The organism is Arthrobacter sp. B0490, assembly GCF_002929355.1.
Classification (GTDB): Bacteria; Actinomycetota; Actinomycetes; order Actinomycetales; family Micrococcaceae; genus Arthrobacter_D.
On record NZ_PJIR01000008.1, the window covers coordinates 16,567 to 42,576 of the forward strand.

Sequence of the window (26,010 nt, forward strand, 5' to 3'; positions counted from 1 at the left end):
CGCCGACGGTGCCCGTGGCAGGAAGTCCACGCGGGATCACCGCGGCGCGACCTCAGGGACGGCGGAAGCGGTTGACCATGGGGCAGTCGAACGGGTCGCGGGCGGCGAGCCCGACGCGGTTCAGGTAGGACACCACGGCACCGTACGACGCAGCCACGCCGACCTCGGTGTAGGGCACGCGCAGGCGCTCGCAGTGCTCGCGGACGATCACCGCGGCGCGGCGCAGGTGCGGGCGCGGCATGTCCGGGAAGAGGTGGTGCTCGATCTGGAAGTTCAGCCCGCCGAAGGCGTTGTTGACGAACGAACCGCCGCGGATGTTGCGGGAGGTGAGGACCTGCTTCTGGAAAAAGTCGAGCTTGCTGTCCTTCGGAACCACCGGCATGCCCTTGTGGTTGGGGGCGAAGCTCGCACCCATGTAGACGCCGAACACGGCGAGCTGCACGCCCAGGAAGGCGAACGCCAGGCCGACGGGCAGGAACCAGAACAGGACGCCGAGGTACGCGCCGAACCGGACACCGAGGAGCGCGAGCTCGACCCAGCGGCCCTTGATGGTGCGCCGGGCGAAGAGGGTGCTGATGGAGCGGGCGTGCAGGTTGATGCCCTCCATGGTCAGGAGGGGGAAGAAGAGGTAGCCCTGGCGGCGCGTGATCCAGGCCTGCAGGCCCTTCGCCTTCGCGGCGTCCTCCTCGAGGAAGGAGATGGTGTCGACCTCGATGTCCGGATCCTTGCCCTTGGTGTTCGGGTCGTTGTGGTGGCGCGTGTGCTTGTCCATCCACCACGCGTAGCTGATCCCCACGACCCCGGCGGCGAGGATGCGGCCGGACCAGTCGTTCGCGCCGCGGCTCGCGAAGATCTGCCGGTGCGAGGCCTCATGGGCGAGGAATGCGACCTGGGTCAGGACGACGCCGAGGACGGCGGCCACGAGGAGCTGGAACCAGGTGTCGCCCAGGAGCGCGAAGCCGGTCCAGGCCGCGCCCATGGCGAGCAGGAGGGCTGCGAAGACGGTGATGTAGAAGCGGCGCCGGCGGTTCAGCAGGCCTTCCTTGCGGACCTGCTTCAGCAGCACCGAGTAGGACGCGACGACGTCGTTCGGACGGGAGATACGGACAGTACGCGGGGCGGCGTTGACGCTCATGGGAGTCCCTGGGTAGCGGAGGGCTTCCCAGCCCGAAGAGGGTGTGCTACAACCCTGGATATTTCGACTGTACGGGAGAAGCCCGGCCGTTGCCTGTGCGGGAGGAGTACCCATGTCACGTCGTTCTGTGCATACCGCCGTAGTGGCCGGGCCAGTCCTCCACCGGGATGCGGGTGATGCCGCGGATCGTCCCCGCTGTGCCCCACTCGTTCCTGCCGAGCCGCGAGAGCGGCCTGAGCGCATCGATCGCCGGGAGGTCCCCGTCGAGCACCTCCTCCGACACCACGGCGTGCAGCACCTCCCCGAAGACGAGCGTGCAGTCGCCCATCTCCTGGATCAGGTGGAGCCGGCACTCGAGGGCCACGGGCGACTCCAGGACGCGGGGCGGCCGTACCGTCGCGCTCGGCTCCCGCGTGAGGCCGACGGCGTCGAACTCGCTGACCTCGGGCGGGAAGGCGGTGCCCGTCGCGTTGACGGCCTCGAAGAGACCCTCCGGCGTGAAACCGACCACGAACTCGCCCGTGGCCTCGATGTTGCGCACGGAGTCCTTGCGTCCCACCGAGGTGAACTGCACGATCGGCGGATCGACCGACGCGATCGTGAAGAACGAGTGCGGTGCGAGGTTGTCCACGCCCTCCGCCGAGGTCGACGAGATCCAGGCGATGGGGCGCGGCACGACGACGGAGGTGAGGAACCGGTAGAACGCGCGGCTGTCCGCGGGGTCCGGGACGACGTCCCTACGCATGGGTACCGCCCCCGTGCTGCGCCGAGAGGAGGTCGCGGAGGCCGACCGGCCGCCGCCCGGTGAGGCGCTCGACGTCGGGCGACACCTCGGCCATCTCACCCCGCGCGATGGCCGTGTAGGTGCTCACCCACGCCTCCACCTGCCACCGGGGCGCGCCGTGGTGGGCCCGTGACGCCATGGCCTCCTCGTGGGTCTGGTCCTCGAAGCGCACCGTCGCGGGGGTCACCTCGCTGATGGTCGCCGCCGCCTCGGCCAGGGTGAAGGGCTCCGGCCCGGTGAGGTGGTAGGTGGTGCCCGCGTGCTCGTCGGGTGCGCGCAGCACGGCGGCGGCGGAGCGGGCGACGTCGGCCTGCGCGACGGCCGAGAGCCGGCCGTCCCCGGCGGGACCGCGGATGACGCCGTCCTCCGCGAGCGCGGGGACGACCTCGAGGTACAGGTTGTCGCGCAGGAACGTCCAGGTCAGGCCCGACCGGCGGATGTGCTCCTCGGTGTACCAGTGGTCGCGCCCGAGGAGGAAGGACGCCTCGGGGGCGGCGCCGAGGAACGAGGTGTAGACGATGTGCCTGACGCCCGCCTCCCGCGCGGCATCGACGAAGGCGCGGTGGCTCGCGAGGCGGTCCTGCGCCTCGGCTGCGGACACCATGAAGAGGACGTCCACGCCGCTGAGGGCCTCCCGCGAGGCCTCGCCGTCACCGTAGGACGACCGGCGCACCACGGACTCGGGCAGGTGCTGCGCGCGGTCGGGGGACCGGACCGGCAGGACGAGCGGCACCCCTTCGGCGGCGAGGATCCTGGCCACGCTGCCGCCGACGACGCCCGTTGACCCTGTGACTGCGATGCGGTGCTCCATGTCCGTCTCAGCCACGACGGCGCCCGGATTATTTCCGCCCCTCCGGGAGGAGGGTTCACCGGGCGTTGGTCCCGCCGTCGCCCGCGGGTCGCCCGGCGGGGCTAGGCTCGCTCGAATGGCTGGACGGTTCGTGGCGATCGGGGATTCCTTCACCGAGGGGGTCGGCGACTGGAATGCGCAGTTCCCGAACGGTGTGCGGGGCTGGGCGGACCGCGTGGCCAAGCAACTCGGGCGGCAGGATCCGGCCTGGGAGTACGCCAACCTGGCCATCCGCAGCAAACGCCTGCATCACGTCCGCGACGAGCAGGTGGAACGGGCGCTGGGCCTGCGGCCCACGCTCGTCAGCCTCTACGCCGGCGGCAACGACATCCTCGAGCTGCGCACCGACATGGGCGCCCTCATGCGCGAGTACGAGGCCATGGTGGCCCGCATCGCCCGAAGCGGGGCGCGCCCGCTCCTCTTCACGGGGTTCGACATCCCGCTGAGTCCCGTGTTCGAGCCGATGAAGCGCCGCAACTGGCTGTTCAACGACCAGGTGCGGCGCATCGCCCGTACGTACGACGCCGTCCTCGTGGACTACTGGTGCTTCGAGGAGTACTCGGACCCGGGGCTGTGGGACGCGGACCGCCTGCACATGTCGCCGGCCGGGCACCGGAACCTCGCCGCCCACGTGCTGAGGATCCTCGGCGTCGACCATTCCCTGACCCCCCGCCTGCCCGAGCGTGAGGGCTATGCGGGGCTGGTGGCAGGTCTCCGCCGGGAGACGGCGTGGCTGGGCGAGTGGGTGGTCCCGATGTTCGGCCGGCGGCTGCGCAACATCACGCTCGGCGACGACCTGGGGCCCCGGTGGCCCGAGCCGGTGCGCCCGGCCGACGGCCTGAAGCGCCTCGCGCGTGCACGGCGGACTGCTTCGGCGTGATCCCGCCCGGCGGCTAGACTGGGCCGACTATGGACTCCATGCGCAAACTCCGCACCCCGATCGTCTGGCTCCTGGTCGCCGCGATGGTCATCAGCGTCGGCGCCGGCTTCTTCTCCGTCGTCTTCTGAGCGTCGTCGCCCTGCGGGCGGCCCGCCCGTAGCCGCCTTCGCCGCGTCGCGCCACCCTCTCCCGGTTCGTCCGGACGGACCGGCAGGACTTTCCCGGGCCCAGGGTGATAAGTAGGCTTAGCTTTACCGGCCCACTTCGCCCGCATGTCCGCCGGGGCCGCGACCAGCGCGGCACAGGACATGCTTTCCGTACAGGGAGAACACGCATGACCTCCGACAGCACGACAGGATCGACCGACCAGTACACCTTCCAGAATCCGGTGACGAGGTTCAAGAGCATCACGCCGGCCGCCGAGCACACCGCCGAGCCCGGCCTCGAGGCGGACCTCGACATCAAGGCGGACCGGGGCGAGACCTCGTACCGCGGCACCGGCCGGCTCACGGGCCGCAAGGCACTCATCACGGGCTCCGACTCCGGCATCGGGGCGGCCGTCGCCATCGCCTATGCACGCGAGGGCGCCGACGTCGCCCTGTCCTACCTCCCCGAGGAGGAGGAGGACGCGCAGGTCGTCAAGGGAATCATCGAGGCGGAGGGTCGCACGGCCGTCTGCATCCCGGGTGACCTGAAGGATCCCGCGTACTGCACCTCGCTCGTGCAGCAGGCCGTCGACGGCCTGGGCGGCCTGGACATCCTCGTCAACAATGCCGGCAAGCAGGTGGCCGTCGAGTCCCTCGAGGACCTGAGCGACGAGCAGCTCGACCACACCTACAAGACGAACATCTACTCGTTCTTCCGCGTGACGAAGGAGGCACTCAAGCACCTGCAGCCCGGATCGGCGATCATCAACTCGACGTCCATCCAGGCGTACGAGCCGTCGCCGACCCTCGTGGACTACGCGAGCACCAAGGCCGCGATCAACAACTTCACGAAGGGACTCGCCCAGCAGCTCGCGCCGAAGGGCATCCGCGTCAACGCGGTCGCGCCCGGGCCCATCTGGACCCCGCTGCAGCCCTCGGGCGGCCAGCCGGTCGAGGCCCTGCCGGAGTTCGGCAAGGACACCCCGCTGGGCCGCGCCGGTCAGCCGACCGAACTGGCGCCGGCGTACGTCTTCCTGGCGTCGTCCGAGGCGAGCTACGTGCTCGGCGAGACCCTCAACGTCAACGGCGGGATGCCCTCGCCCTGACGCGTCCCGCGGACACGCGACGGCCCCGGACTCCAGGAGTCCGGGGCCGTCGCGTTCTCGAGCCCGTTGCCGGGAGGTACGGGGGTCCTAGCCCGCTTCGTCGAGGGCGTCGAAGTCCGCGCGGTCGATCTTCCGGTGGTAGCGCATGCCCGTGAGGCCGCCGAGGATGGCGCCGAGCAGTGCGACGGCGGCCACCAGGAGCAGGCCGATGAGGCCGGGGCCCGTGAGGTCCTGGGCCGACGGGACGCCGAGGCCCTGGAACCGGTCGGTGACATTCGCCTGGTTGCCGACGATGACGCCGATGATGGTGAGCACGACGGCGACGACGACGGCCCAGAGCCACACCGCGACACCCTGCTTGATGCCGCTGAAGCGTGCCATCCGCCCGGCGACGTATCCGCCGGCGAAGTAGGAGACCAGCAGGATCACGCCGAGGACGACGGCGGCCGTGATGCCCGTGGTCTGCGCCTCCCCCGAGCCGCTCGTCAGGTCGGCGGCGGACAGGTTCGCGCCGGCGCCGAAGAGCGCGGCCACGGCGCCGACGAGCGCCGAGAGCAGGACGAACATCCCGGTGGCGGTGAGCCAGCCGAAGAACGCCGAACCGAACTTCATGCCGCCGAAGTGCTCCTTCTCGCGCTGGTGGAGGAGCTTCCGGTCCTCGAGGCTCGGCACGCCCGAAGCCGCGGCGGCCGTCCGCGGCAGGTGGCGGTCCCGGCCCTTGCCCCGTCCCTGCTCGCCGTCGCCCGACTCGGAGTGAGCCTTCCCTGCGGTCACGGGGACCACCTGGGTGTGCGCCTGCGTCCTCGGCTCCTGCTCCCGCGTCGCGGATGCGTTCCTCGATGCCGAGATCGGCGCCGGCGCCCGGGTCTGCTCGCGCGTGGGCGTGGCCTCCGAGCTGTACATCCCGGGCACGTAGTCACCGCTGGAATCGTCGTCGGAGGAGTAGCCGCCGGGCACGTAGTCGCCGTGTCCGTCGTCCGCGCCGCTGTCGGCGCGTCCCACGCTGCTCGCGCCGGAGCCGGACCTGCCGGTGTCCATCAGTTCCGTCGGGGTGTCGCCGTCGGCCTGTCGCGATCCGTCGCCGTCCGTGTTGCCTGTTCCTGGCGTGCTCATCGGTCCTCCTGCTCTTCGGGCCCGCAGGCTCCCTAAGGTGGCTTACTATTGCCCCCAAGTATTCCATGCTGTGGCATGCCGGGCGTGCGTCGGGACACGCGTCGCACGGGGGAGTGCGAGACTGGGGCCATGGATCTACAGGTCTTCATGACGCTCGTGTGCGGCGCGCTCATCGCCGTCGGAATCGCAGGAGTGGTGGTCCCGGTGCTGCCCGGGAGCATCCTGATCATCGTGTCGCTGCTCGCCTGGGCGCTCACGGTGTCCAGCACCGAGGGATGGGTGGTCTTCGCGCTCGGCGCCACCCTGGCCAGTGCCGGCCTCACGGCGGGGCTCGTCCTCACGGGGCGGACGCTGAAGCAGCGGAGGATCCCGGGCAGGTCGGTGACCATCGGCGTGCTCACCGGGATCGTCGGGATGTTCGTGATCCCCGTGGTCGGCCTGTTCGTCGGCTTCGCGCTCGGGCTGTTCGCGAGTGAGTACGCACGGCAGCGCGAGGCCCGTGCGGCCCTGACCTCGAGCCTGCACGCGCTGAAGGCCACGGGCCTCGGCATCCTCGCGGAGCTGGCCCTCGCGTGCCTCGCGGGGACCACCTGGGTCATCGGCGTGTGGGTCTACTTCACCACGGCCTGAGCATCAGGACTTGCCCGCGATCGACAGGGCCGCGACGATCAGTGCCAGGTGGCTCAGCCCCTGCGGGATGTTGCCCATGAACGAGTTGTCCGACGGTTCGATCATCTCGGACATGATGCCGACGTCGTTGGCGAGGGGCAGCAGTTCCTCCATCAGGTCCACGGCCTCGTCGCGGCGGCCCACCGAGACCAGGGCCGAGACCATCCAGTAGGCGCAGGCGAGGAAGGTGGCCTCCTCCTCCTGCATCCCGCTGTACCGGTAGAGCAGGGGGCCGGCGCCGAGCTCCTCGCGCAGCGCGTCGATGGTGGAGGACATGCGGGGCCCGGTGTCGAAGCCGCTCAGCGCGTGCAGGAGGATCGAGGCGTCCAGCTCGGTGGACCCCGGATACCAGATGTAGCTCTGCCGCTCCTCCGACCAGCCGTGCTCGTGCACCCAGTCGCGGATGCGGTCCCGTTCGGCGGCCCACCGCTCCACCGGCCCCTGCAGCTGTCCGCGCTCGGCCAGCAGCACCGCGCAGCGGAGCGCGTTCCAGCAGCCCAGCTTGGAGGTGACGTAGTGGCGCTCCTCCGGCAGTTCCCACATGCCGGCGTCGCGGCGCTGCCAGATGTCGCAGGTCAGGTCCGCCAGGTCGGCGAGCTGGCGCATGGTCGCCGGATCGAGCACGTGGCCGGCCTGCACGTACTGCCACACGATGTCGAACACGTCGCCGAAGACGCCCAGCTGCAGCTGGCCCGCCGCGGGATTGCCGTCCACCACGGGCCCGGTGTTGCGCCAGCCGGTCAGGTCGGGGCGTCGCGTGCCCTCCGGGATGCTGCCGTTCAGCCGGGTGAACACCTGCAGGTCCGCGCCCTGCGACCGGAGGTTCTTCAGCATCCACGACACCGCGGCGTGGACCTCCTCGCGGAGCCCCGCGCGCGTCAGCGCGTGCAGCGTGTAGGCGGTGTCCCGGACCCACGCGTAGCGGTAGTCCCAGTTCTTCCCGCCGGCAGCGCTCTCCGGGAGGGAGGTGGTGGCCGCGGCGGCGATCGAGCCGGTGGGGCTGTGCAGGAGGAGTTTCAGCGCCAGGGCGCTGCGGAGCACTGCGTGCCGGTAGTCCCCGTCGTAGCCGAAGTCGTCGGACCACGCCTGCCAGTTGAGGATGGTGCGGTCCACGCCGTCGTCGATGGACTGCGGGTCCTGCAGCGGCAGCGGTTCTCCGTGCGTGGAGATGACCGCCACGAGGTGCCGGCTTCCCGCCGACGTGGTGAACGCGCCCTCGACGGTCTGCCCCTCGGGGGTCTTCAGCCCGTGGTCGATGCCGCGGATGCCGAGACCCACCGCGTCGATGCGGAGGACCGGGTCGTCCGGGCCGTTGTCGAGCCATGGCGAGGCGGACCCGAAGCAGGTGCCCGGCGCGATGGACCACGCCATGGCGACGGCTCCGGAGACACCGTCCACTCGCCGGGCGAGCTCGCCCCAGGGCAGCCGGCCGGCGACGCCGGTGTTCAGGGAATCGGTGACGCGGACGGTCCCCGCGGCCGTGGTGTAGGTCGTCTCGAGGACGTTCGACCCGTCCACGTACCGCCGCTCCACGGAGAACTCGTCCACCGGGGCGAGGGCCATGAAGCCTTCGTCCGCGTCGAGCAACCGGGCGAAGGCCGGCGTGGAGTCGAGGTCCGGCGTCGGGTACCAGTCGATCGAGCCGTCCAACGCCACGAGGGCGACGGTCCGCCCGTCACCGATCGCGGCGTAGGAGCGGAGGTCGGCGAAGCCGTCCTCGTCACGGAGCCCGGAGGTCATGGGTCCCTGGTCCCGACGCCGGAGTTCCTACTTGCCGTACTTGCCGTTGTAGCGGGTCTTGTTGGCGCGGGGTGGCTGCCCGGAACGGCGGTTGTTCAGCAGGCGGGAGGCGATGACGGGGACCAGTGTCCAGAGGAGCTTCTTCAGCATGATGCGTCCTTACGGTCGGGCCGGCGGCGACGGTCACTGCCGGGCATATTCGTCATCCTACTTACTATTCCTGGGCACTCCCGCCTTCGCCCACGAAGGCCTTCAGCGCACTCAGCTGCGTCCGGCGTGCTACCGGGTTGAGGTACATCATGTGGCCGGCCTCGTGGTAGTGGTGCGTGAACCGGGCACGCGCGGCGTCGTCGAGGTTCATGTGGGCCCACACGTACTCGGCCGCGAAGTGGGGTGTGGCGCCGTCGTGGTAGCCGTAGTCGACGTGCACGCGGAGGGTCGGGTTGTGGACGAGGAGCCGCTCCAGGACCCCCGAGACGTCCACGGGTGCGCCCTCGAAGGTGCGGTAGCTCCAGGGCTGCACCCGGGCGGTCAGGATCTCGTAGGGCAGGTCGTTCTCGTAGCCGAGTTCGGCGCGGACGTAGTGGTTCATCGCCGCCGAGTACGGCCCCGTGATGGCCCTGATGCTCGGGTCGTCGGTGGAGTCCGAGGACTGCAGGTTGTCCGGCCGCGCCGTGAAGCGCCCGTCGATGCGCCCGACGGCGAGCCCCTCGGACCGCAGGATCTCCGCGGCGAACTCGTGGTACGCCCACCGGAGATCGGTGCGGCGGATGAAGCCCTCGTCGAGCGTCGTGATGGCGTGCAGTCTCGCGACGACGTCCCCGTACTCCTCCGGGGTCAGCCGCGCGCCCTGCGTGAGGGCGTAGCCGAAATCCCGAGCCGCATACTCCTCCGCCTCGCGGACCACCTCGGCGAGCTCCCGGTCGCCGTGGCGGCCGTGGTAGTGGGCGATCGCCGCGTAGGTGGGCAGGTGCAGGGCGTAGGGGAGGTCGCTGCCCGGGAAGAAGCGGAGGGTGGACATGTTGAGCACCGTGGAGATGAGCCCCAGGCCGTTGACCGCCATGCCGTAGGCGTCGAAGAGGCGGCCGGCCACGGCGACGGCGCGGAGGGTCCCGTACGACTCCCCGACGAGGTACTTCGGGGAGAGCCAGCGGTTGTTGCGGGTGGTCCAGAGGCGGATGACCTCCGCGACGAGGTCCCTGTCCTGCACGAAGGCGTGGAACTCGTCGGTCTTCTCGCCCTCGACGACGCGGGAGTACCCCGTGCTGACCGGGTCGATCATCACCAGGTCGCTGGACTCGAGCAGGGAGTCGGGGCTGTCGACGAGCCCGAACGGGGCGGGGGTCATCGCGCCGACGTCCCCCGAGTCGACGAGGCGGGGGCCGAGGAGGCCCAGGTGCAGCCACACCGACGCCGAGCCGGGGCCGCCGTTGAAGGCGAAGGTCACCGGTCGTCCCGGCTCGGCGTCCTGCTTGGTGTAGGCGACGATGAAGATCTCGGCCTTGGGCTTGAAGCCGTCCGCCTTGCCGTCCTTGGTCTCCTCGCGCCGGAGCACGAGGCGCCCGGTCGTCGTCGTGTAGCGGAGGCCGTCGGGGGAGGTGTGGTCCCGGACGGTGAAGTCGTCGGTGGCCTCCTTCGCCCCGGCGTCCTGTCCGGCGTCCTTGCCGGGTTCCTTCGGTGTGTCCTTCGTCTCATCAGCCATGGCACGAGACTACCGGTCGTTCACCGAGGCAACGGGCTACGTGTCGGCGGGTGTCGCCTCGCGCCGGCCGGCCGGCGCCGCGCGGACCGCGCCGGCATCCCCGTCCCACACGCGGTTCTGCTGCGGTTTCGCGAAGAACAGGGCCGCGGCGAAGCCGATGATGACGACGACGGCGGGGAGGTAGAGCGACTGGCCCATCGCCAGGGCGTACCCCGCCTTCGCCTCGTCCGGCAGGGCTGCCGAGGGGGTGGCGCCCATCCCGCCGCCACCGAGGTTGGCCATCAGGCGTGACTGCATCACAGCGGCGATGGCGGCGCTCCCGAGCACGGCGCCCATCTGCCGGGTGGTGTTGTAGACGCCGGAGCCGGCGCCGGCGAGCGACGGGGCGAGGTTGCGGGTGGCCGTCAGGGACACCGGCGCCCAGATCCCGGCACTGGAGAGGCCGAGCAGCGAGACCGGCAGCAGCAGGTGCCAGATCGGTACGTCCGGCGTGAGGATCGAGCCCATCCAGAAGAGGGAGGCCGACATGCCGGCGAATCCGGCGATGGCGATGTACTTCGGGTTGCTGCGCTGCACGTACTTGCCGACGAAGGGGGCGAGGACGCCCGAGATGACGGCCATGGGGGTCAGCAGGAGCGCGGCCTGCGTGGGCGAGAGCCCGCGGACGGTCTGTGCGTAGAGCATCAGCGGCAGCGTCATGGTGGTGATCGAGAAGCCCATGGCCGTGATCGAGGTGTTGGCCAGGGAGAAGTTGCGGTCGCGGAAGAGCCGGAGCGGGACGAGGGGCTCCCCGCGGTTGACCTTCTGCCACACGACGAAGGCCACGAGCAGCACGATGCCGGTGATGATCAGCGACCATACGGACAGGGGCCCGGCGATGGTGCCCCAGTCGTAGCTCTCGCCCTCCTGGATGCCGAACACCAGGCAGAAGAGGCCGGCCGCGCTGAGGAACACGCCGAGCATGTCGAAACGGTGCGACGTCGTCGGCAGCGTGGGCACGAGGCGGGCGGCGAGGATGAAGCCGACGACGCCGACCGGGACGTTGATGAAGAAGATCCATTCCCACCCGGCGGAGTCGACGAGCACACCACCGAGGACCGGGCCGACGAGGGTCGCGATGCCCGCGACCGATCCCCACAGGCCCATCGCGGCACCGCGGCGCTCGGGCGGGAAGATGCGGGTGATGACGGACATCGTCTGCGGTGTCATGAGCGCGGCGCCCAGGCCCTGGATGACGCGGGCGATGATGAGCGCCTCCACGGTGCCTGACAGCCCGCACCAGGCACTCGAGAGGGTGAAGACCACGAGGCCCGCCAGGTAGACGCGCTTCGGGCCGAAACGGTCGCCGAGCCTGCCCGTCACGAGCAGCGGTACGGCATAGGCCAGCAGGTACGCGCTGGTCACCCAGATGACGCTGTCGATCCCGGCGCCGAGGCCCTCCATGATGGCGGGGGTGGCGACCGAGACGATCGTGGAATCGACGAGGATCATGAAGAAGCCGATGACGAGCGACCACAGGGCGGGCCAGGGCCTCACGCCGTCGTGCTGGGGCAGGGCAGGCGCTGCCCCGGAGGGGTTGCTGGACATGGGAGAAGACTACGCCCGGCTCCCGACACTCCCCGGTGCGATGCGCGCGGGACGCCGCTTTGGGCTAAGCCGGTCCTCTTCGGTACAGTGTTGGTGTTCGGAAGTGGTATCCGGGGCTTTAGCTCAGTTGGTAGAGCGTTTCGTTCGCAATGAAAAGGTCAGGGGTTCGATTCCCCTAAGCTCCACGGTGTGAAAAAGCGAGGCCCCCGTTTCCGGGAGCCTCGCTTTTCTCGTTCCGGACGCGGTCGGAGGGGTCAGGACTGGTACTGGCCGGGCTGGTAGGCGCCGACAGGGCCGTGGGACTGCCGGGGTGCCTGGCCGAGCGGGTGCCGGGCTGCCTCGCGGCCGAGGTACCGGGCTCCGCCGTAGGAGAGGACGAAGTACATGATGGTGCTGAAGAAGAAGAGCAGGATGGCCGTTCCGACACCCTTGCCGAAGACCTTCGCGACATTGATGGCGAGGAGGACGACGACGACGATGTTCGCGACGGGGATGAACGCGAGGATGATCAGCCAGGGCGAGAGGCCCGAGATCCGCAGCAGGACGATGATGTTGTAGAGCGGGACGAAGGCCGCCCACTTGGGCTCGCCTGCCTTCGTGAACATGCCCATCAGGGAGAAGCCGGCGACGAGGATGCCGAGCACGAGGCCGAGGAGGCTCCCGGTCAGGGCGCCCGCGACAGCCGCGGGGTCGGTGGTGGTGGTCGTGGTCATCGCCGGGAGCATGCCGGAGGCAAGGGCCGTAATCAGTGTCATGGATCGAACAGTACCGTCATGTTAATGAATTCGGGACGAACGGCGCGTGGCGGCTCCGCGCCGTGGGGTCTACTCCTCGGGCGCCTTCCGCGCCCACGGCCGTGCCGCGAGGATGCGCGCGAGCGGGCTGAGCCAGGACATGACCACGAGGAGGGTGAACGTGCTGCTCAGGGAGGAGCCGAGGCTCGTCGCGGGGAACAGCTGATGGACGCCCACGAGGATCGCGGTGACGAGCAGCAGTTTCTTGACGCCCCCGAGGACATGGGACGGGACGGGCCGTGGCCAGGGCGTGAAGTCGAGCGTGCCGGTGTCCTGGTCCTCCGCGTTCATGCCGTCCTCCTCCGCAGTTCGTCCTCCCATTATCCCCTTGGTGCCGGGACTCCGCCCTGCATCGGGGAGTCCGGCCGGGAGACGGTCAGCCCAGGACGGCCCAGCCCCGCGCGGGCAGCCGGACGCGGCCCGCGGCGGCGTCGACGGAGCCCTCCCCGGCGAGGACCGATCCGATGTCCGCGATCCCCGGGATGCTCGCCGTCCCGGGGATCGCGGAGAGGTTGAGCGCGACGACGAGGGCATTCGCACCGTCCGTCACGCGGTAGGCGAGCACCTCGTTGGACAGGTGCAGCACCTCCGTGGTCGCTCGGTGCAGCCAGGGGTGGCGCCGCCGGACGCCGATGAGCTGCTGGTGTACTTCGTAGGCCGGGCGTCCGACGCCGGAGAGGTCGCCGGGTCCGGCCGGGAAGAGCGGCCGCACGTCGTCGTCGCCCCCCGCCCGGTCCTCCTTGATGCCTCGGTAGCCCTGCTCGTCCCCGTAGTAGACGGACGGGGTGCCGCCGACGGTGAACAGGGCGACGACGGCGTGTGCCAGGAGGCCGGGGTCGGCCAGTCGGCTCGCGATCCGCGTGACGTCGTGGTTCCCGACGAAGGTCAGCGGCGCGAACGATCCGAGCAGCGCGTTGTGCCGTTCGAGCGCGGCCGCGAGTTCGAAGAAGTTCGCGTCGTTGAGCGAGCTCCACACGGCCTTCCACAGTTCGTACTGCGTGGCGGAATCGAGCCCGCCGTGCTGCACCTCCGTCGCGTAGTCGCCGTGGATGTACTCGCCCACGAAGTAGGCGTCGGGATGCGAGGAGCGCACCCGCGCCGTCACGTCGGCCCAGAACGACGACGGCACGGCGTAGGCGGCGTCCAGCCGCCATCCGTCCGCGCCCCGGCCGAGCCAGTACTCCATGACCTTGACGACGAAGTCGGCGACGGCGGGTTCGGCGTGGTGGAGCGCCACGAGGTGGGAATGGCCCTCGAAGTCGCGGTACGCCGGTTCGGTGCCGGCGCCGGCACCCTCGGGCCAGTCGAGGGAGAACCAGGAGGCCGTCGCCGCACCCGGGCCGTGCGTTAGCACGTCCTGGAAGGGACCGAACGAGCGCCCGGCATGGTTGAAGACGCCGTCGAGCAGCACGCGCAGTCCGCGCCGGTGCGCCTCGGCGACGAGCGTGTCGAAATCCCCGAGCGTCCCGAGGCGGGGGTCTATCCGGAAGTAGTCGGTGGTGTCGTAGCCGTGGGTCTCCGACGCGAACACGGGCCCGAGGGCCAGCCCCGATGCGCCGAGGTCCACCGCGTAGTCGAGCCACGGCACCAGCCCCAGCAGCCGGTGGGCGGCCGCGGGATCCGGGGTGGCGGTCTTCTCCGCGCCGGTGAAGCCCAGGGGATACACCTGCCACCAGATGGCGTGCTCCACCCAGCGGGGTTCGTCCATGGTGCTGCCCTTTTCCTCAGTGGGCCTTCGCGGCCCGCGTACCCTCCCCACCCGGGAGGGGCGGCGCGGCTCCTAGCCTACGTCGACGAGCAGGTGGCCGCCGGAGGCGAGCTGCTGCACGTCGGACGGTTCGAGCTGCGCCGCTTCGGCGATGTCGATGATCGCCGCACCGGCGTCCGCGGCCCGCAGGATCGCGGACTCCAGCTCGCCCGCCAGCTGGTCGAGCTGCCACTGGATGGACTCGAGGTCCGCGGCGGCCGCGGCGACCCTGTGCAGGGCGGGGGAGAGGGGGAGGGCGAGTTCCTCCGGCTCTGCGGGGGAGAGCTGGAAACCGCAGGAGCAGGCCCAGACGAGTTCGACGTCGGATCCGGCGGGTGGCTGGGACACCATGCCGTAGGACGACCCCCGGTAGGAGGTCTCGCGCAGGATCATGGGCTCGCCGCAGTGGAGGGGTGCCCCCAGGGCCACGTCCCCGGCGCCGACAGCAGCACCGGTGGTCTGGGTCATGGCTCTCTCACCTTCCGATCGGGAACGGGTACCTCATGCAACTAGTTCGAAGAACTAGTTATATGCGCAGTGAGCTACCTGTGTCCACCTCCGGAGGGACGTGGCGGAGGCGGGGCGGATCAGCCCTTCGTGGCAGCGGCGAACGTCCTGTCGACGAGCAGCTGGAGCTCGTCCTGCGTGCCCTCGGGCAGCGTGTCGCGAGCCGTCCGGAGGGCCGTCACGGCCAGGCCGCCGCGGGTCCCGACGACGGTCATGGTCTCCTGTTCGGCCCCGTCCGACGACGTCTGGGTGGTCACGGTGCCGAACGTGGTCTCCGCGTCCGTCGCGGCCTCGACCCCCTGCACGGTCTGCTCGATCGCGACCCCCTGCGCGTCGAGGCTGAACGACGCGCAGGGTCCGAGGGCTGCCGAGGCGGCGTCGGTGCGGGTCCGGGCGTCGGAGGCGTCCGCCGAGGACGACGCCGAGACGATCGTCTGGACGGCGTCGCCGTCGACGCTGGAGACCGCGGTCGAGTAGCCTGCTCCCTCGGGTGCCGCCAGGCTGTTGGAGACGAAGATCCTGCATTCCTCGGGCGTGATGGTGACGCTCTCGAGGAACTGCCGTGCCTGGGCCATGCTGCGGTCGATCTGGTCCGCGGGGATGACCTGCAGGGGCGCACCCCCGGCCTCGGTCAGGGTGCCGAGGATCCCGGCGAGTTCCGCCGAGGAGTAGGTGCCGTCCGCGGATGCGGGGCCGGAGGCGCCGTCGTCCGATGCCGGTCCGGAGGCGGGCGCCGTCGTCCTGCCGGTGTCGGCGGACTCCGGAGGCTCCGGGGCGGGCGCCGAGCAGGCGGCCAGGCCGAGCGCGGCGAGCAGGGCGGCGAGGCCGAGTCCGGCAGGGGTCGTGGTGCGTGGCATGGTGTTCCTTCGATGGGCGCCGGGCCCGCGCCCGCTCCCGCAAGGCTACACAGGGCGGCCCGTCGCCGAGGACGGGGCCGGCCGCCGCAGGCGCCGCCCGCCCTCCCGGTAGACCTGGGTGCAGAACACCCAGAGCAGCAGCACGTGGACGGCGTCCCCGCCGTAGTACATCAGCTGCGCGGCCTGTTCCGTGTCGGCGGGCCAGGGGCCCCGGTCCGCGACGGCGTACAGGTGTTTCGCCACCACCGCGTGCACGGCGATCGTCCCTGCGATCACGGCACCCCGCAGCCGGACCCCCGCCCTGTGCGGATTCGGGTCCACCCCGACGACGGCATAGGCGAAGAGCGTCCCCGCCACGACGAAATGGACGTGCAGCACGGGGCCGGCCACGGGGGAATGGAGCAGGGCGAGGCCCGCGGGATCCCGGTAGAGGGTGGCCACCGGAACGGTGACGAACAGGGCGGCGACTACCGGATGGGCGGCCAGGCGGAAGGGCGCCGACCGCGCGAGTCCCGTGTAGCCCCGTCCGACCCGCGCCGGGACGGCGCGCAGGAGGGCGGTCGCGGGAGCGCCGAGGACGAGCAGCAGCGGCACCAGCATCCCGAGGACGAGGTGGACCGCCATGTGCGCGGTGAGGCTGCCGGTCGCAGCCTCGGCGACGGGGCCTCCGGTGGCGACGAGCCCCAGTCCGCACCCCGTCAGCCAGGCGGCGGTCCGCCGGGGAGGCCAGCCGGTCCGCCCGCGCAGGGCGGCCGCGCGCCCCGCGAGCAGGTAGGCGACGGCGAGTCCGAGCCAGACGAGCACGACGGCGGTGTCCGCGGCGAAGGCGCCGAGGCTCTCCGCCCCGACGCCGCCCGGCCCGCCCGGATGGTGCGGGTCCTCGGACATGGTCAGCCGTCGTCCGCGCCGGCACTCCGGCGCCCGGCGCGCCGGACGGCGAGGAGCAGGAGCATCCCGGCCACGAGGAACGCCACGGCGGCGCCGTTCCACGCCAGGTCGTAGGGCACGAGGTCGACGCCGTAGCGGATCTCGTGCAGGTCGAGGAGCTTGTGCTGCACGAGGCCGTCGAACAGCTGGAAGGCGCCGATCCCCATCAGGATCCCCGCCAGCCAAAGTCGCGTGGACAGGGCACCGCGCCGCCGCAGGTCCGCGAAGAGGAAGAGCGAGGCGACAGTGGCGAACCAGCTGAACGCATGGAAGACGCCGTCGGACACGAGCCCCGCGGCCTGCGTGGAGCGGTCGTAGAAGTGGTGCCAGTGCAGGAGCTGGTGGAAGACGGCCTCGTCGACGAAGGCGATGATGCCGCACCCGAACAGGGCGCCCACCAGGACGTTGCGCCGCCGGAGCGCGGCGCCGCCGTCCTGCCCGGCAGGGCTCGGTGGTCTGGTGTAGGAAGTGATGGAGTGCCCCGTCGTCGGAGGTCGGATGCCCCCAGCCTGACAGCGCAGCGTCCCGAGCGTCCACCCCTTTCTGCTCGGGCGGAGCGGGCCCGGACGGCCGCAGGAGCCGCATCCCCCCGGACGGGACCGCACTCCCGGAAGGTATGACGAGCATCACGGCAGGGAGGCCGGTAACCGGCGATTCCGCCGGATTCTCCCACTAGACTCGGATGCTGCACGAGCCCCAGCGGCACCTGGAACCCCCACGAAGAACGGCATCGGCATGGCAACGGACTACGACGCACCGCGCAACAACGACGAGGACAAGGAAGCGGAGTCCCTCGAGGCGCTCCAGGCGAACCGTGGCAGCAAGGCCCAGTCGGCGTCGGTCGACATCGAGGACGGCGACACCGCGGAGGGCATCGACCTGCCGGGCGCCGACCTCTCGGGCGAGGAACTCCTCATCCAGGTGATCCCGCCGCAGGAGGACGAATTCACCTGCGCCTCCTGCTTCCTGGTCCGGCACCGCAGCCAGATCGCGCTCGAGAAGGACGGCCGGCAGTACTGCACGGACTGCGAGGGCTGACAGCGCCCCGGCCCTGAACGCAGGAACGGCGCTCCCCAGGGGGGCGCCGTTCGTGTCCGCCGCCCACCCCAGGCGTCAGGAGGCCTTCTCGCCGTACCACCAGTGGGCGGGCTCGAGCGTCTGCCGGGCGTTCAGGGGCACGACGACGGCGTGGCGGCGCGGGTGGGTCAGGATCATCCGCACTGCCGCGAGCAGCGCCGCGGGGATCGACACCAGGACGACGACGGCGAGCGCGTACATCGCGAGGACGGCATGCACCGGTGAATGGTGCAGGGCGGCGATCGAGGCGGCGCTCCCGAGCCATAGCCACAGCCAGAACAGCGCGATCACGTAGAGCAGTGATCGCGCTCGTCGATAACGCAACGGATAGTGCATCCGCTCACGCTCCATATTCGTCTCCCCGGACTCATTCGGGCCCGCCCCCAGGCGGCACCACTGGATGAATGATAGCGCTCTGACGAGGCATTTCGTGTGTACGACGGCGGAAGCGCGGCCGATGTCCGCCGTCGGGCGACACCCCGGGCGGATCGCGCCCGGGGATCGGCGCGCCGGAACGGCGGCAACGGGCGGTCCGACGGCGGTCCCGCGGTCGTCCCCGACCCGGACGCGCGGGGCGGACCGCTGCCTCAGAGGCTCAGCGCTCCCTCGGGCCGGCCGGAGCCCACCGTCGCGCCGGTGTTCCGGCTGTCGGTCGCGCCGCCGAGAAGGTGGACGTGGTCGGGGGTGAGGTCACTGATCCGGTTCACGCCGAGGAGCTGCATCGTGCGGGTGGTCTGGATGCCGAGGATCTCGAGGGCGCGGTCCACTCCCCTGCGGCCGCCGGCCATGAGCCCGTACAGGTAGGCGCGGCCGATCAGGGTGAAGTCGGCGCCGAGCGCCAGGGCGGCGACGATGTCGCCGCCGCTCATGATGCCCGTGTCGAGGATGATGTCCGCCTTGCCCCTGAGCTCCGCGGCGACGCGGGGCAGGAGGTGCAGGGGGATCGGGGCCCGGTCGAGTTGCCGCCCGCCGTGATTGGACAGGACGATTCCGTCGGCTCCGTGATCCACGGCCTTCCTCGCGTCGTCGAGCGTCTGGATGCCCTTGACCACGAGGTTGCCCTTCCAGGCGCCCCGCAGCCAGTCGAGGTCGTCGAAGGTCAGGGTCGGGTCGAACATCGAATCGACGAGGTCGGCGACGGTGCCGGAGTAGCGCGAGAGGGAGGCGAACGAGAGCGGCTCGTGCGTGAGGAAGTCGAACCACCAGGCGGGCCGGTACGAGGCGTCGACGACGGTCCTGAGGGTCAGGGCGGGAGGGATGGTCAGGCCGTTGCGGACGTCCCGGAGGCGGGCCCCGGCGACGGCGGTGTCCACGGTGACCATGAGGGTGTCGTTCCCGGCGGCGGCTGCCCGGCTGATGAGCTCCATGGAGCGGTCCCGGTCCGTCCAGAGGTACAGCTGGAACCAGTTGCGGCCGTCCGGCGCCGCCTGCGCCACGTCCTCGATGGACGCGGTGCCCATCGTGGACAGGGTGTACGGGATGCCCGCGGCCGCGGCTGCCTGCGATCCGGCGTACTCGCCCTCGGACTGCATCATGCGGGTGAAACCGGTCGGTGCGATCCCGAACGGCAGGGCCGACTCCTTCCCGAGGATCCGCGTGGCGGTGCTGACGGTCCGGACGTCGCGCAGGATCCCGGGCCGGAACTCGAGGTCGAGGAAGGCGTCGCGTGCGCGGCCGAGCGAGATCTCCGCCTCGGCGGCGCCGTCGGTGTAGTCGAAGGGTGCCCGGGGCGTCCGCCGTTTCGCCATGTCGCGGAGGTCCCAGATGGTGTTGGCCCGGCGGAGCCGTGCAGCGGCGCCGAACTCCGGCTTCCTGAACTGCATGAGCGGGGCGAGGTCCGCGACCTTCGGCATCCGGCGGTGGAGCGCCGGGGGGAGAGGGGGGCTGGAGGGATCCTGCATGGTGTGCCTTCGCTCGTCGTCGGACGGGTGGGCGGCGGGGATGCTCTGGGACGCCCGGGGTCTGACCACAGATCCTACGACCTGCGGAGCCGGGATGCGCGGCGCCGGAAGGGCCGGGATACGCCGCCACAGGGACGGTCCCTACCGCGGATCGGGGTCCCTGCCAACGGAGGCCGTTCGCGGCGAGTTGTGCTGTCGGACGGGGCCGGAGTCCCCTAGACTTCAGGGACTGGTCGAGCAGGAGGCCATGGACCCACCCGACGTGGAGCACGCCATGGACACCTTCCCCCAGACACTCGACGACCCCCTCCGCCGGCAGGAGACCTCGCTCTCCCGGGCGGCGAAGCGGGCGCGCCTCGCCCCGGTGCTGTTCGGCGCGGAGCCGGAGATCCCTGCCGATCTCGGGCCCGTCTCCTCCCGGCGGCTGCGCCACCTCTGCGATCGCACGTACCAGCTCCTCGACCAGGCCCAGCCCTTCCCCGAGGCGCGTGAGCGGTACGACGCCCTCGTCGAGGAGCTCGAACGGCGGGAGCGTGAGGCCGCGCTGCAGGCAGGCGGGCAGGACACCCGCGAGAAGTTCCGCGACAACGCACTGTTCTCGCGCTTCGAGCTGTACCACGACGGGATCCTGGCCGGGTACGTGCAGTACGAGATGCGCGGCGGGCAGCTGCTGCTGCTGCATGCCGTCGTCGATCCGGGGTTCCGGGGTACAGGCCTCGAGCCCGCCCTGATGCGGGCCGTGTTCCTCGATGCGCACCGCAGGCGCCTCGCCGTGACGCCCTGCTGCCCCGAGGCCCAGGACTTCCTGGCCGACCATCCGCAGTTCCTCTCGCTCATCCCCGCGCGGCAGCGGCGCCGGTTCAGGCTGCTCAGGGCCTCACGGACCGCGGCCGTGGAGCAGGACCTGCGGTGACGCCGGCCGACGTGCTCGCCGAGGCGTACAGCCGGCTGCCCGACCTGGTGCGCGACGCCGTCGACGGCCTCGATGCCGACCAGCTGGCCCTCCGCCCGGGAGGATCCGGGAACCCGATCGTCTGGCTGGTCTGGCACCTCGCACGCGTGGAGGACAGCCACTTCGCCGAGGCGTTCGGCCATGACCAGCTCTGGCTGACGCGCGGCTACGCCGACCGCTGGGAGCTCCCGCTCGACCGCGACGACACCGGGTACGGCCATTCCTCCGACCAGGTGGACGCCGTCAGGGTCGGCTCCGTCCAGCAGTTGCTCGACTACTTCGACGCCGTCCACGGCCTCGCCCAGGACCTGGTGGCCGGGCTCGACGACGAGGACCTCTCCCGCGTGGTCGACGAACGCTGGGACCCGCCCGTGACCCTCCTCGTCCGGCTCGTGAGCGTGATCGACGACGCCGTACAGCACGCAGGGCAGGCCGCCTACGCGCGCGGCATCGTCCTCGCCTAGGACAGGCCGGTCTGGCGCAGCGTGATGTTGAGCCGGCCGTCGAAGCCGATCCCGGCGGGTGCCGTGCCGGACAGGATCCTCGTCACCCCGTGGTAGGCGAACCGCGACGGGCCGCTGAAGACGAAGAGGTCGCCCGAGGCGAGTTCCACGTCCTGCCACGGGCGGTTCCGGTTCTCCGTGTTGCCGAACCGGAAGACGCATGACGAGCCGAGGCTGAGGGACACCACGGGCGCGTTGACGCGCTCCTCCCGGTCCTGGTGCATGCCCATCCGGGCGGCGTCGTCGTAGTAGTTGACCAGCGCCGCGTCGGGCTCGTAGGACGCGCCCTCCGCCGGCCCGCAGGCCGCTGCGACGGCGTCCCGTCCCAGGGAGCGGAGCACCCCGGGGAACGGGGCGACGGCGCCGCCCCCGACGTCGTCGGCCGTGCGGCTGTACCGGTAGGGGAGCCAGTGCCAGCCGAGGCTCACGCTCCTCACCGACATCACGCCGCCGGTCGGCATCGTCACGGCCCGCATGGGCACCGGCCCGCTCGCCCAGGTGCGGCAGAGGGCCACGAGTTCGCGCTGCCGCTCGGGACCGAGCCAGCCCGGAAGGTGCACGGCGCCCGGCGCCACGTCCCGGCGGGGACGGGGGATCAGGGCGTCGGTCGGTTCGCTCACCTCCCCATTGTGCGCCGCGCGCAGGCACTCCCGGAGCGTCAGGACTCCGGCAGCTTCTCGCCGGCCTCGACGGGGGCGTCCACGACGTTGGCGTCCACCGGGAGGGGGCACGTGCCGAAGGGCGTGAAGGCGCTCGGGTAGTTGATGGTCCTGTTGAAATCGAGGATCACGGAGCCGTCCGGCCGCGGACGGCGGACCGCCACCTTGCGCCACGGCGCGGTGGAGGTGCCGTTGGTGGTGTCGTGGAAGCTGACGCTGAGCGCACCCGCCTCGTCCTGCGCGGCGCGGAGCCGATGCTCGCCGGGAGTGCCGGGAAGCGCGAAGACGACGTCCCCCACCGCGGTGTGCGTTCCGGGCACCTCGGGGTGCGCCGTGGGGATCCGCTCGTGCAGCGGCTCAGCATACGGTTCGAAGCGCCCTTCGACCACGAGGTCGGGTCGGTAGCCGAAGACGGGAACCCCGGTGAACCGTGCCAGGGTCGTCGATCCCGCATCCCTGGTCCGCAGGGCGTACCGGTCGGCGCGGCGGGCGAGTTCCACCACGACGCGCTGTCCGTCCGCGCCGTCGTAGGCCACCCACATCAGCGAGTCCTCGTCGTCGAGCACCGCGGTGAGCGTCCCGTGGACGGGGCGGCCGCTCGCCAGGTCGGTCAGGCCGTCGGAGGGCCGGGCGGTCACGCTCGCCGCACCGCCGGCCGTGGACCAGAGTCCGGGCAGGCCCACGAGCGCGGCGGGCCGGTCCTCGAGCCAGTGGAAGGACGTCAGGGTCAGCCACCCGTGCGCCTCTGCGAGCGCCGCGTTCCGTGCTGCACGGAAGCGCGACCAGCGATCCTCGGCGGTCTGGGACGTGGGACTCATGGATTCTCCTGGCTCGTGGGGACCTGCATGGGCTGGAACGGCGGGAGCGAGCGCCGCATTCCCGGCGGGCCGGGCGGATTGGATGCCCGCGGGTCCTGCGGCAGGGCGGGCGTCGGACGCTCCCGTCCGGGTACCAAGCCCCTGCCGTTCCGTCCACCCGGCGCGGGCCCTGCGGGGGCAGGTGTCCATGCCCGGGTCTTCTGGAACGATGAAGGACCGGCGGAGATGCGGCGGCGTCCGTCCCCTACCGGGCCGCCACGCCGCCCACGACGAGCGCCCGGAGCGCCGTGGCCATCTGCGCCGCTGCACGAGGAGGAGACCGACATGACCGACACGACCGATACGACCGACACGACCGACACGACCGACGAGCCGACGGACGCGCTGACCGACGAGCCGACGGACGCGCCCGCCGATCGCACGCGTCCGGCCGGGGCCGACGGCGTCGACGCCCCGCCTCCGTCCATCCCGGTCCCGACGCCGCACGCGGAGGGCGAGGACCACGTGCTGCTGCCGCACCCGGACCAGCCGACGTGGCGCGAGGACTACCCGTACGACACGCGGATGACGGAGCGTGAGTACCAGAAGGCCAAGAGGGCGTTGCAGATCGAACTGCTCAAGATGCAGGGGTGGGTCAAGGCGAACCAGGCCAAGGTGGCGGTGCTGTTCGAGGGGCGTGATGCCGCGGGGAAGGGCGGGACCATCAAGCGGTTCACCGAGAACCTGAATCCCCGCGGCGCGAGGATCATCGCCCTCGACAAGCCGACGGAGAAGGAGCAGACGCAGTGGTACTTCCAGCGCTACGTCTCGGCGCTCCCCTCGGGTGGGGAGATCGTGCTGTTCGACCGGTCCTGGTACAACCGGGCGGGTGTGGAACGGGTCATGGGTTTCTGCTCGCCCACGGAGTACCTCGAGTTCATGCGGCAGGCCCCGGACCTCGAACGGATGCTGGTCCGCAGCGACACGCACCTCATCAAGTTCTGGTTCTCCGTGTCGCGGGAGGAACAGCGCCGCCGCTTCGCGCAACGCCACTCGGACCCGGTACGGCGGTGGAAGCTCAGCCCCATGGACCTGCAGTCCCTCGACAAGTGGGACGCCTACACCGAGGCCAAGGAGGCGATGTTCTTCTACACGAACACGGCGGACGCCCCGTGGACCGTCATCAAGAGCAACGACAAGAAGCGCGCCCGGATCGAGGCGCTGCGCTACGTCCTGTCCGTCCTCGACTACGACGAGAAGGACCACGACGTCGTCGGCACGCCGGACCCGCTGATCGTCGGGACGGGGCCGCACTCCCGCGTGTTCGAGGCGGACGAGCAGTCCGCGCGACTCTTCCCCACGCTGTGACGGGAGCGGCCGCGCCGGCGGGGACGACGACGCAGGCTCAGCCGCTGTAGGTGGCCGTCGCTCCCAGCCCGACGACGATGATCACGAAGAAGACGATCGTGGCGAGGATCGCCAGAGCATAGAGGATCGTCACGATCCAGCCGAGGACCTTCCCCGCCGTCGCCGGCACGCCGAGGCGTTCGGCCTTCCGCGCCTGCCAGATGGCGAGCGGGCCGAGCACGAAGCCCGCGACGAACAGTCCCACCAGCCCGAGGATGAGGGAGAGCTGCGCGGCCTTCTCGCCCTCCAGCGCCTCGTAGGAGGGCGGGTAGGACTGGTAGGGGCCCATCGGGTAGCCGCCGGCCTGGTAGGGCCCCGGCCGGTAGTCGCCGGCCGGGTGACCGCCCGGCTGGTAGGACTGCTGGTAGGACTGCTCGTACGGCTGGGTGGGCTGGTAGGGCCGGCTGCCGTAGGCGCCGCCGTCGGACGGGTTGTCGGAGCCCCCTGTGGAGGGGCGCTCGCCGGGATACGGATCCTGGGACATCGTGGTTCTCCTGGTTCAGCTGGGCGGGTGCGCCGAAGCGGCCGCCCCGGGGCACCATCATCTCGCGTCCTGCACGCCGGCGCACGCCTCGCGGCGGCCCGCCCTACACGGAGACGCGCTGTTCGGCGCGGAGGCGGGAGTGCCGGTAACCGTACGCGAAGTAGATGGCGGTACCGATTCCGAGCCAGACGGCGAAGAACAGCCACGTGATCGTGGCGAGGTTGAACATCAGGTAGAGGCACAGCGCGGCCGACGCGAGCGGGATGACCTTCCCGAAGGGCACGCGGAACGCGGGCTTCAGGTCGGGGCGCTTGCGGCGCAGCACGATGATCCCGAGGCTCACCGTGATGAACGCGGTCAGCGTGCCGATGTTGATCATCTCGGCGAGCACCTCGACCTGCGTGAACCCGGCGAGGAGCGCGACGACGACGCCGCAGAGGACCTGGGTGCGTGCCGGTGTGCCGTGCTTGTCCGAGGTGCGGCTCAACGCGCGGGGCAGGAGTCCGTCGCGGCTGAGGGCGAAGATCACCCGTGCCAGGCCCATGAGGAGCACCATGATGACCGTCGTCAGGCCGATCAGGCTGCCGAGCGAGATGATGCCGGCGGCCCAGTCGGCGCCGACGAGCTCGAAGGCGGTCGCGAGCGACGGCGCGCCCGACGCCCCGAGGTCCGTGTAGGGCACCATGCCGGTGACCACGAGGGTCACCAGGATGTAGAGGACGCTGACCACGGCGAGCCCGGCGAAGATGCCGCGCGGAAGGGTGCGGCTCGGATCCTTCACCTCCTCGGCGGAGGTGGCGACGACGTCGAACCCGATGAACGCGAAGAAGACGAGCGCGGCACCCGAGATGATCCCGGTGAAGCCGAAGGCGGCCGGCGAGGCGCCGCTGAGGAAGGAGAGGAAGGGCTGGTCCGCCCAACCGGCGCCACTGTCCGCGGCGGGCTGGGACGCGGGGACGAACGGCGTGTAGTTCGCAGGGTCGACGTAGAAGAAACCGACCACGATGACGAACAGCACGATGCCGATCTTGATGACCGTGAAGACGCTGTTGACCCGGGCGGAGAGCTTCGTGCCGTAGATGAGCACGGCGGTGAACACCGCGACGATCAGCAGCGGGCCCCAGGTCAGGTCCAGGCCCAGGAGGGTGATCTCCGAGGGGACGTCGAGGTCCAGGGCGCTGAAGAGGTCGCTGAGGTAGACGCCCCAGAACTTCGCGATCACGGCGGCGGCCATCAGCAGTTCGAGGATCAGGTTCCAGCCGATGATCCACGCGAGCAGCTCGCCCATCGTGGCGTAGGTGAACACGTAGGCGCTGCCGGCCACCGGGATGGCCGTCGCGAATTCCGCGTAGCACATGATGGCGAGGGCGCACGTGACGGCCGCCAGCACGAAGGAAATGGTCACGGCCGGGCCGGCGTTGAAGGCGGCGGCCTGCGCGCCCACCGAGAAGATCCCGGCCCCGACGGCGACGGCGACGCCCATGATCATGAGGTCCCAGGTCGTGAGGGACCGCTTCAGGCCGTGTCCCTTCTCGTCGGAGTCCTTGATCGACTGTTCGACGGACTTGGTCCGGAAGAGGTCCATGGGGGTGCTGGTCCTTCGTTTGGGGAGCGGGTGCGGGCGGGCAGGGTGCTGCCGGCCCCTGACGAGGATAGGAGCAGCAGGGAGCCCGCCGCACATCGTGA

At 70.9% G+C, this 26,010-nt stretch carries 28 protein-coding genes and 1 tRNA gene; 8 read left to right on the forward strand and 21 right to left on the reverse strand.

Going from position 1 to position 26,010, the window contains the following annotated elements; all coding sequences use genetic code 11:
• Positions 1-52: 52 nt before the first annotated feature.
• The 3 genes from CXQ97_RS12810 to CXQ97_RS12820 form a co-directional block, all read right to left on the reverse strand.
• Positions 53-1,135, reverse strand: a complete 1,083-nt coding sequence (locus CXQ97_RS12810; protein WP_104181259.1) for an acyl-CoA desaturase — start codon at positions 1,133-1,135, stop codon at positions 53-55.
• A gap of 115 nt (positions 1,136-1,250) precedes the next feature.
• The gene (locus CXQ97_RS12815) at positions 1,251-1,880 is read right to left on the reverse strand and encodes a flavin reductase family protein (protein ID WP_104181260.1); all 630 of its coding nucleotides are present in this window, start codon (positions 1,878-1,880) and stop codon (positions 1,251-1,253) included.
• Entirely contained in the window at positions 1,873-2,745 is an 873-nt protein-coding gene (locus CXQ97_RS12820; RefSeq protein WP_306739958.1) for an SDR family oxidoreductase, read from the reverse strand. The genes CXQ97_RS12815 and CXQ97_RS12820 overlap by 8 nt, the downstream gene beginning before the upstream one ends.
• Positions 2,746-2,845: 100 nt before the next feature.
• On the opposite strand from CXQ97_RS12820, the gene CXQ97_RS12825 reads away from it, so the two are divergent.
• Together CXQ97_RS12825 and CXQ97_RS12830 are read left to right on the forward strand one after the other, a co-directional pair.
• Entirely contained in the window at positions 2,846-3,649 is an 804-nt protein-coding gene (locus tag CXQ97_RS12825; protein WP_104181262.1) for an SGNH/GDSL hydrolase family protein, read from the forward strand.
• Between the two features lie 334 nt (positions 3,650-3,983).
• On the forward strand, positions 3,984-4,901 hold the full coding sequence (locus CXQ97_RS12830) for an SDR family oxidoreductase (RefSeq protein ID WP_104181263.1): 918 nt from the start codon (positions 3,984-3,986) through the stop codon (positions 4,899-4,901).
• A gap of 87 nt (positions 4,902-4,988) precedes the next feature.
• On the opposite strand, the gene CXQ97_RS20360 is transcribed toward CXQ97_RS12830, so the two are convergent.
• Positions 4,989-6,014: a hypothetical protein gene (locus tag CXQ97_RS20360; protein ID WP_104181264.1), complete on the reverse strand. Its 1,026-nt coding sequence runs from the start codon at positions 6,012-6,014 to the stop codon at positions 4,989-4,991.
• A 129-nt stretch (positions 6,015-6,143) separates the two neighbouring features.
• Here CXQ97_RS20360 and CXQ97_RS12840 point away from each other — a divergent pair, with 129 nt between their 5' ends.
• Positions 6,144-6,644, forward strand: coding sequence for a DUF456 domain-containing protein (locus CXQ97_RS12840; protein WP_104181265.1), 501 nt, complete (start codon positions 6,144-6,146; stop codon positions 6,642-6,644).
• A 3-nt stretch (positions 6,645-6,647) separates the two neighbouring features.
• Here CXQ97_RS12840 and CXQ97_RS12845 read toward each other — a convergent pair whose 3' ends face one another.
• From CXQ97_RS12845 to CXQ97_RS12855, 4 genes are all read right to left on the reverse strand, one after another.
• Positions 6,648-8,423 (reverse strand): glycoside hydrolase family 15 protein, encoded by a 1,776-nt coding sequence (locus CXQ97_RS12845; protein WP_104181266.1) that lies wholly within the window; start codon positions 8,421-8,423, stop codon positions 6,648-6,650.
• A gap of 27 nt (positions 8,424-8,450) precedes the next feature.
• Positions 8,451-8,573 (reverse strand): hypothetical protein, encoded by a 123-nt coding sequence (locus tag CXQ97_RS20365; RefSeq protein ID WP_258062556.1) that lies wholly within the window; start codon positions 8,571-8,573, stop codon positions 8,451-8,453.
• Positions 8,574-8,637: 64 nt separating this feature from the next.
• Positions 8,638-10,125, reverse strand: a complete 1,488-nt coding sequence (locus tag CXQ97_RS12850) for a S10 family peptidase (RefSeq protein WP_104181267.1) — start codon at positions 10,123-10,125, stop codon at positions 8,638-8,640.
• 36 nt (positions 10,126-10,161) lie between these two features.
• Positions 10,162-11,712 (reverse strand): DHA2 family efflux MFS transporter permease subunit, encoded by a 1,551-nt coding sequence (locus CXQ97_RS12855; protein WP_104181268.1) that lies wholly within the window; start codon positions 11,710-11,712, stop codon positions 10,162-10,164.
• Between the two features lie 112 nt (positions 11,713-11,824).
• On the opposite strand from CXQ97_RS12855, the gene CXQ97_RS12860 reads away from it, so the two are divergent.
• Positions 11,825-11,897 (forward strand) — tRNA-Ala (locus tag CXQ97_RS12860).
• A 69-nt stretch (positions 11,898-11,966) separates the two neighbouring features.
• Here the strand turns inward: CXQ97_RS12860 and CXQ97_RS12865 are convergent.
• From CXQ97_RS12865 to CXQ97_RS12895, 7 genes are all read right to left on the reverse strand, one after another.
• Positions 11,967-12,467, reverse strand: coding sequence for a DUF5684 domain-containing protein (locus tag CXQ97_RS12865; RefSeq protein ID WP_181035070.1), 501 nt, complete (start codon positions 12,465-12,467; stop codon positions 11,967-11,969).
• 69 nt (positions 12,468-12,536) lie between these two features.
• The gene (locus tag CXQ97_RS12870) at positions 12,537-12,797 is read right to left on the reverse strand and encodes a hypothetical protein (RefSeq protein WP_104181269.1); all 261 of its coding nucleotides are present in this window, start codon (positions 12,795-12,797) and stop codon (positions 12,537-12,539) included.
• Between the two features lie 85 nt (positions 12,798-12,882).
• Positions 12,883-14,214, reverse strand: a complete 1,332-nt coding sequence (locus CXQ97_RS12875) for an alpha-amylase family glycosyl hydrolase (protein ID WP_104181270.1) — start codon at positions 14,212-14,214, stop codon at positions 12,883-12,885.
• A 72-nt stretch (positions 14,215-14,286) separates the two neighbouring features.
• On the reverse strand, positions 14,287-14,721 hold the full coding sequence (locus CXQ97_RS12880; RefSeq protein WP_104181271.1) for a hypothetical protein: 435 nt from the start codon (positions 14,719-14,721) through the stop codon (positions 14,287-14,289).
• Positions 14,722-14,840: 119 nt separating this feature from the next.
• Entirely contained in the window at positions 14,841-15,617 is a 777-nt protein-coding gene (locus CXQ97_RS12885) for a hypothetical protein (RefSeq protein WP_104181272.1), read from the reverse strand.
• 45 nt (positions 15,618-15,662) lie between these two features.
• Positions 15,663-16,505 (reverse strand): cytochrome c oxidase assembly protein, encoded by an 843-nt coding sequence (locus tag CXQ97_RS12890; protein ID WP_104181273.1) that lies wholly within the window; start codon positions 16,503-16,505, stop codon positions 15,663-15,665.
• A gap of 2 nt (positions 16,506-16,507) precedes the next feature.
• Positions 16,508-16,942 (reverse strand): DUF2243 domain-containing protein, encoded by a 435-nt coding sequence (locus CXQ97_RS12895; protein WP_258062557.1) that lies wholly within the window; start codon positions 16,940-16,942, stop codon positions 16,508-16,510.
• Positions 16,943-17,279: 337 nt separating this feature from the next.
• On the opposite strand from CXQ97_RS12895, the gene CXQ97_RS12900 reads away from it, so the two are divergent.
• A complete protein-coding gene (locus CXQ97_RS12900; protein ID WP_104181274.1) occupies positions 17,280-17,582 on the forward strand; it encodes a DUF4193 domain-containing protein in 303 nt (100 codons plus the stop codon).
• 75 nt (positions 17,583-17,657) lie between these two features.
• On the opposite strand, the gene CXQ97_RS12905 is transcribed toward CXQ97_RS12900, so the two are convergent.
• Positions 17,658-17,957 carry a hypothetical protein gene (locus CXQ97_RS12905; RefSeq protein WP_146069644.1) on the reverse strand — a complete coding sequence of 100 codons (300 nt, stop codon included), beginning with the start codon at positions 17,955-17,957 and terminating at the stop codon, positions 17,658-17,660.
• 251 nt (positions 17,958-18,208) lie between these two features.
• Complete coding sequence (locus CXQ97_RS12910; RefSeq protein WP_104181421.1) at positions 18,209-19,522, reverse strand: alpha-hydroxy acid oxidase; 1,314 nt, start codon at positions 19,520-19,522, stop codon at positions 18,209-18,211.
• Positions 19,523-19,769: 247 nt separating this feature from the next.
• On the opposite strand from CXQ97_RS12910, the gene CXQ97_RS12915 reads away from it, so the two are divergent.
• Both CXQ97_RS12915 and CXQ97_RS12920 read left to right on the forward strand, forming a co-directional pair.
• Positions 19,770-20,435 (forward strand): GNAT family N-acetyltransferase, encoded by a 666-nt coding sequence (locus tag CXQ97_RS12915; RefSeq protein ID WP_181035071.1) that lies wholly within the window; start codon positions 19,770-19,772, stop codon positions 20,433-20,435.
• Entirely contained in the window at positions 20,432-20,938 is a 507-nt protein-coding gene (locus CXQ97_RS12920; RefSeq protein WP_104181277.1) for a DUF664 domain-containing protein, read from the forward strand. The genes CXQ97_RS12915 and CXQ97_RS12920 overlap by 4 nt, the downstream gene beginning before the upstream one ends.
• On the opposite strand, the gene CXQ97_RS12925 is transcribed toward CXQ97_RS12920, so the two are convergent.
• Complete coding sequence (locus CXQ97_RS12925) at positions 20,935-21,597, reverse strand: alpha-ketoglutarate-dependent dioxygenase AlkB (protein WP_104181278.1); 663 nt, start codon at positions 21,595-21,597, stop codon at positions 20,935-20,937. The genes CXQ97_RS12920 and CXQ97_RS12925 overlap by 4 nt on opposite strands.
• Before the next feature lie 38 nt (positions 21,598-21,635).
• A complete protein-coding gene (locus CXQ97_RS12930) occupies positions 21,636-22,454 on the reverse strand; it encodes a DUF1684 domain-containing protein (protein ID WP_104181279.1) in 819 nt (272 codons plus the stop codon).
• Positions 22,455-22,778: 324 nt separating this feature from the next.
• Between CXQ97_RS12930 and ppk2 the strand changes: the two genes are divergently transcribed.
• Positions 22,779-23,801: a polyphosphate kinase 2 gene (gene ppk2 / locus CXQ97_RS12935; protein WP_104181280.1), complete on the forward strand. Its 1,023-nt coding sequence runs from the start codon at positions 22,779-22,781 to the stop codon at positions 23,799-23,801.
• Positions 23,802-23,838: 37 nt separating this feature from the next.
• Here the strand turns inward: ppk2 and CXQ97_RS12940 are convergent, their stop codons facing one another.
• Positions 23,839-24,324, reverse strand: coding sequence for a hypothetical protein (locus CXQ97_RS12940; RefSeq protein ID WP_104181281.1), 486 nt, complete (start codon positions 24,322-24,324; stop codon positions 23,839-23,841).
• 103 nt (positions 24,325-24,427) lie between these two features.
• Positions 24,428-25,909 carry an APC family permease gene (locus CXQ97_RS12945; protein WP_104181282.1) on the reverse strand — a complete coding sequence of 494 codons (1,482 nt, stop codon included), beginning with the start codon at positions 25,907-25,909 and terminating at the stop codon, positions 24,428-24,430.
• Between the last annotated feature and the right edge of the window lie 101 nt (positions 25,910-26,010).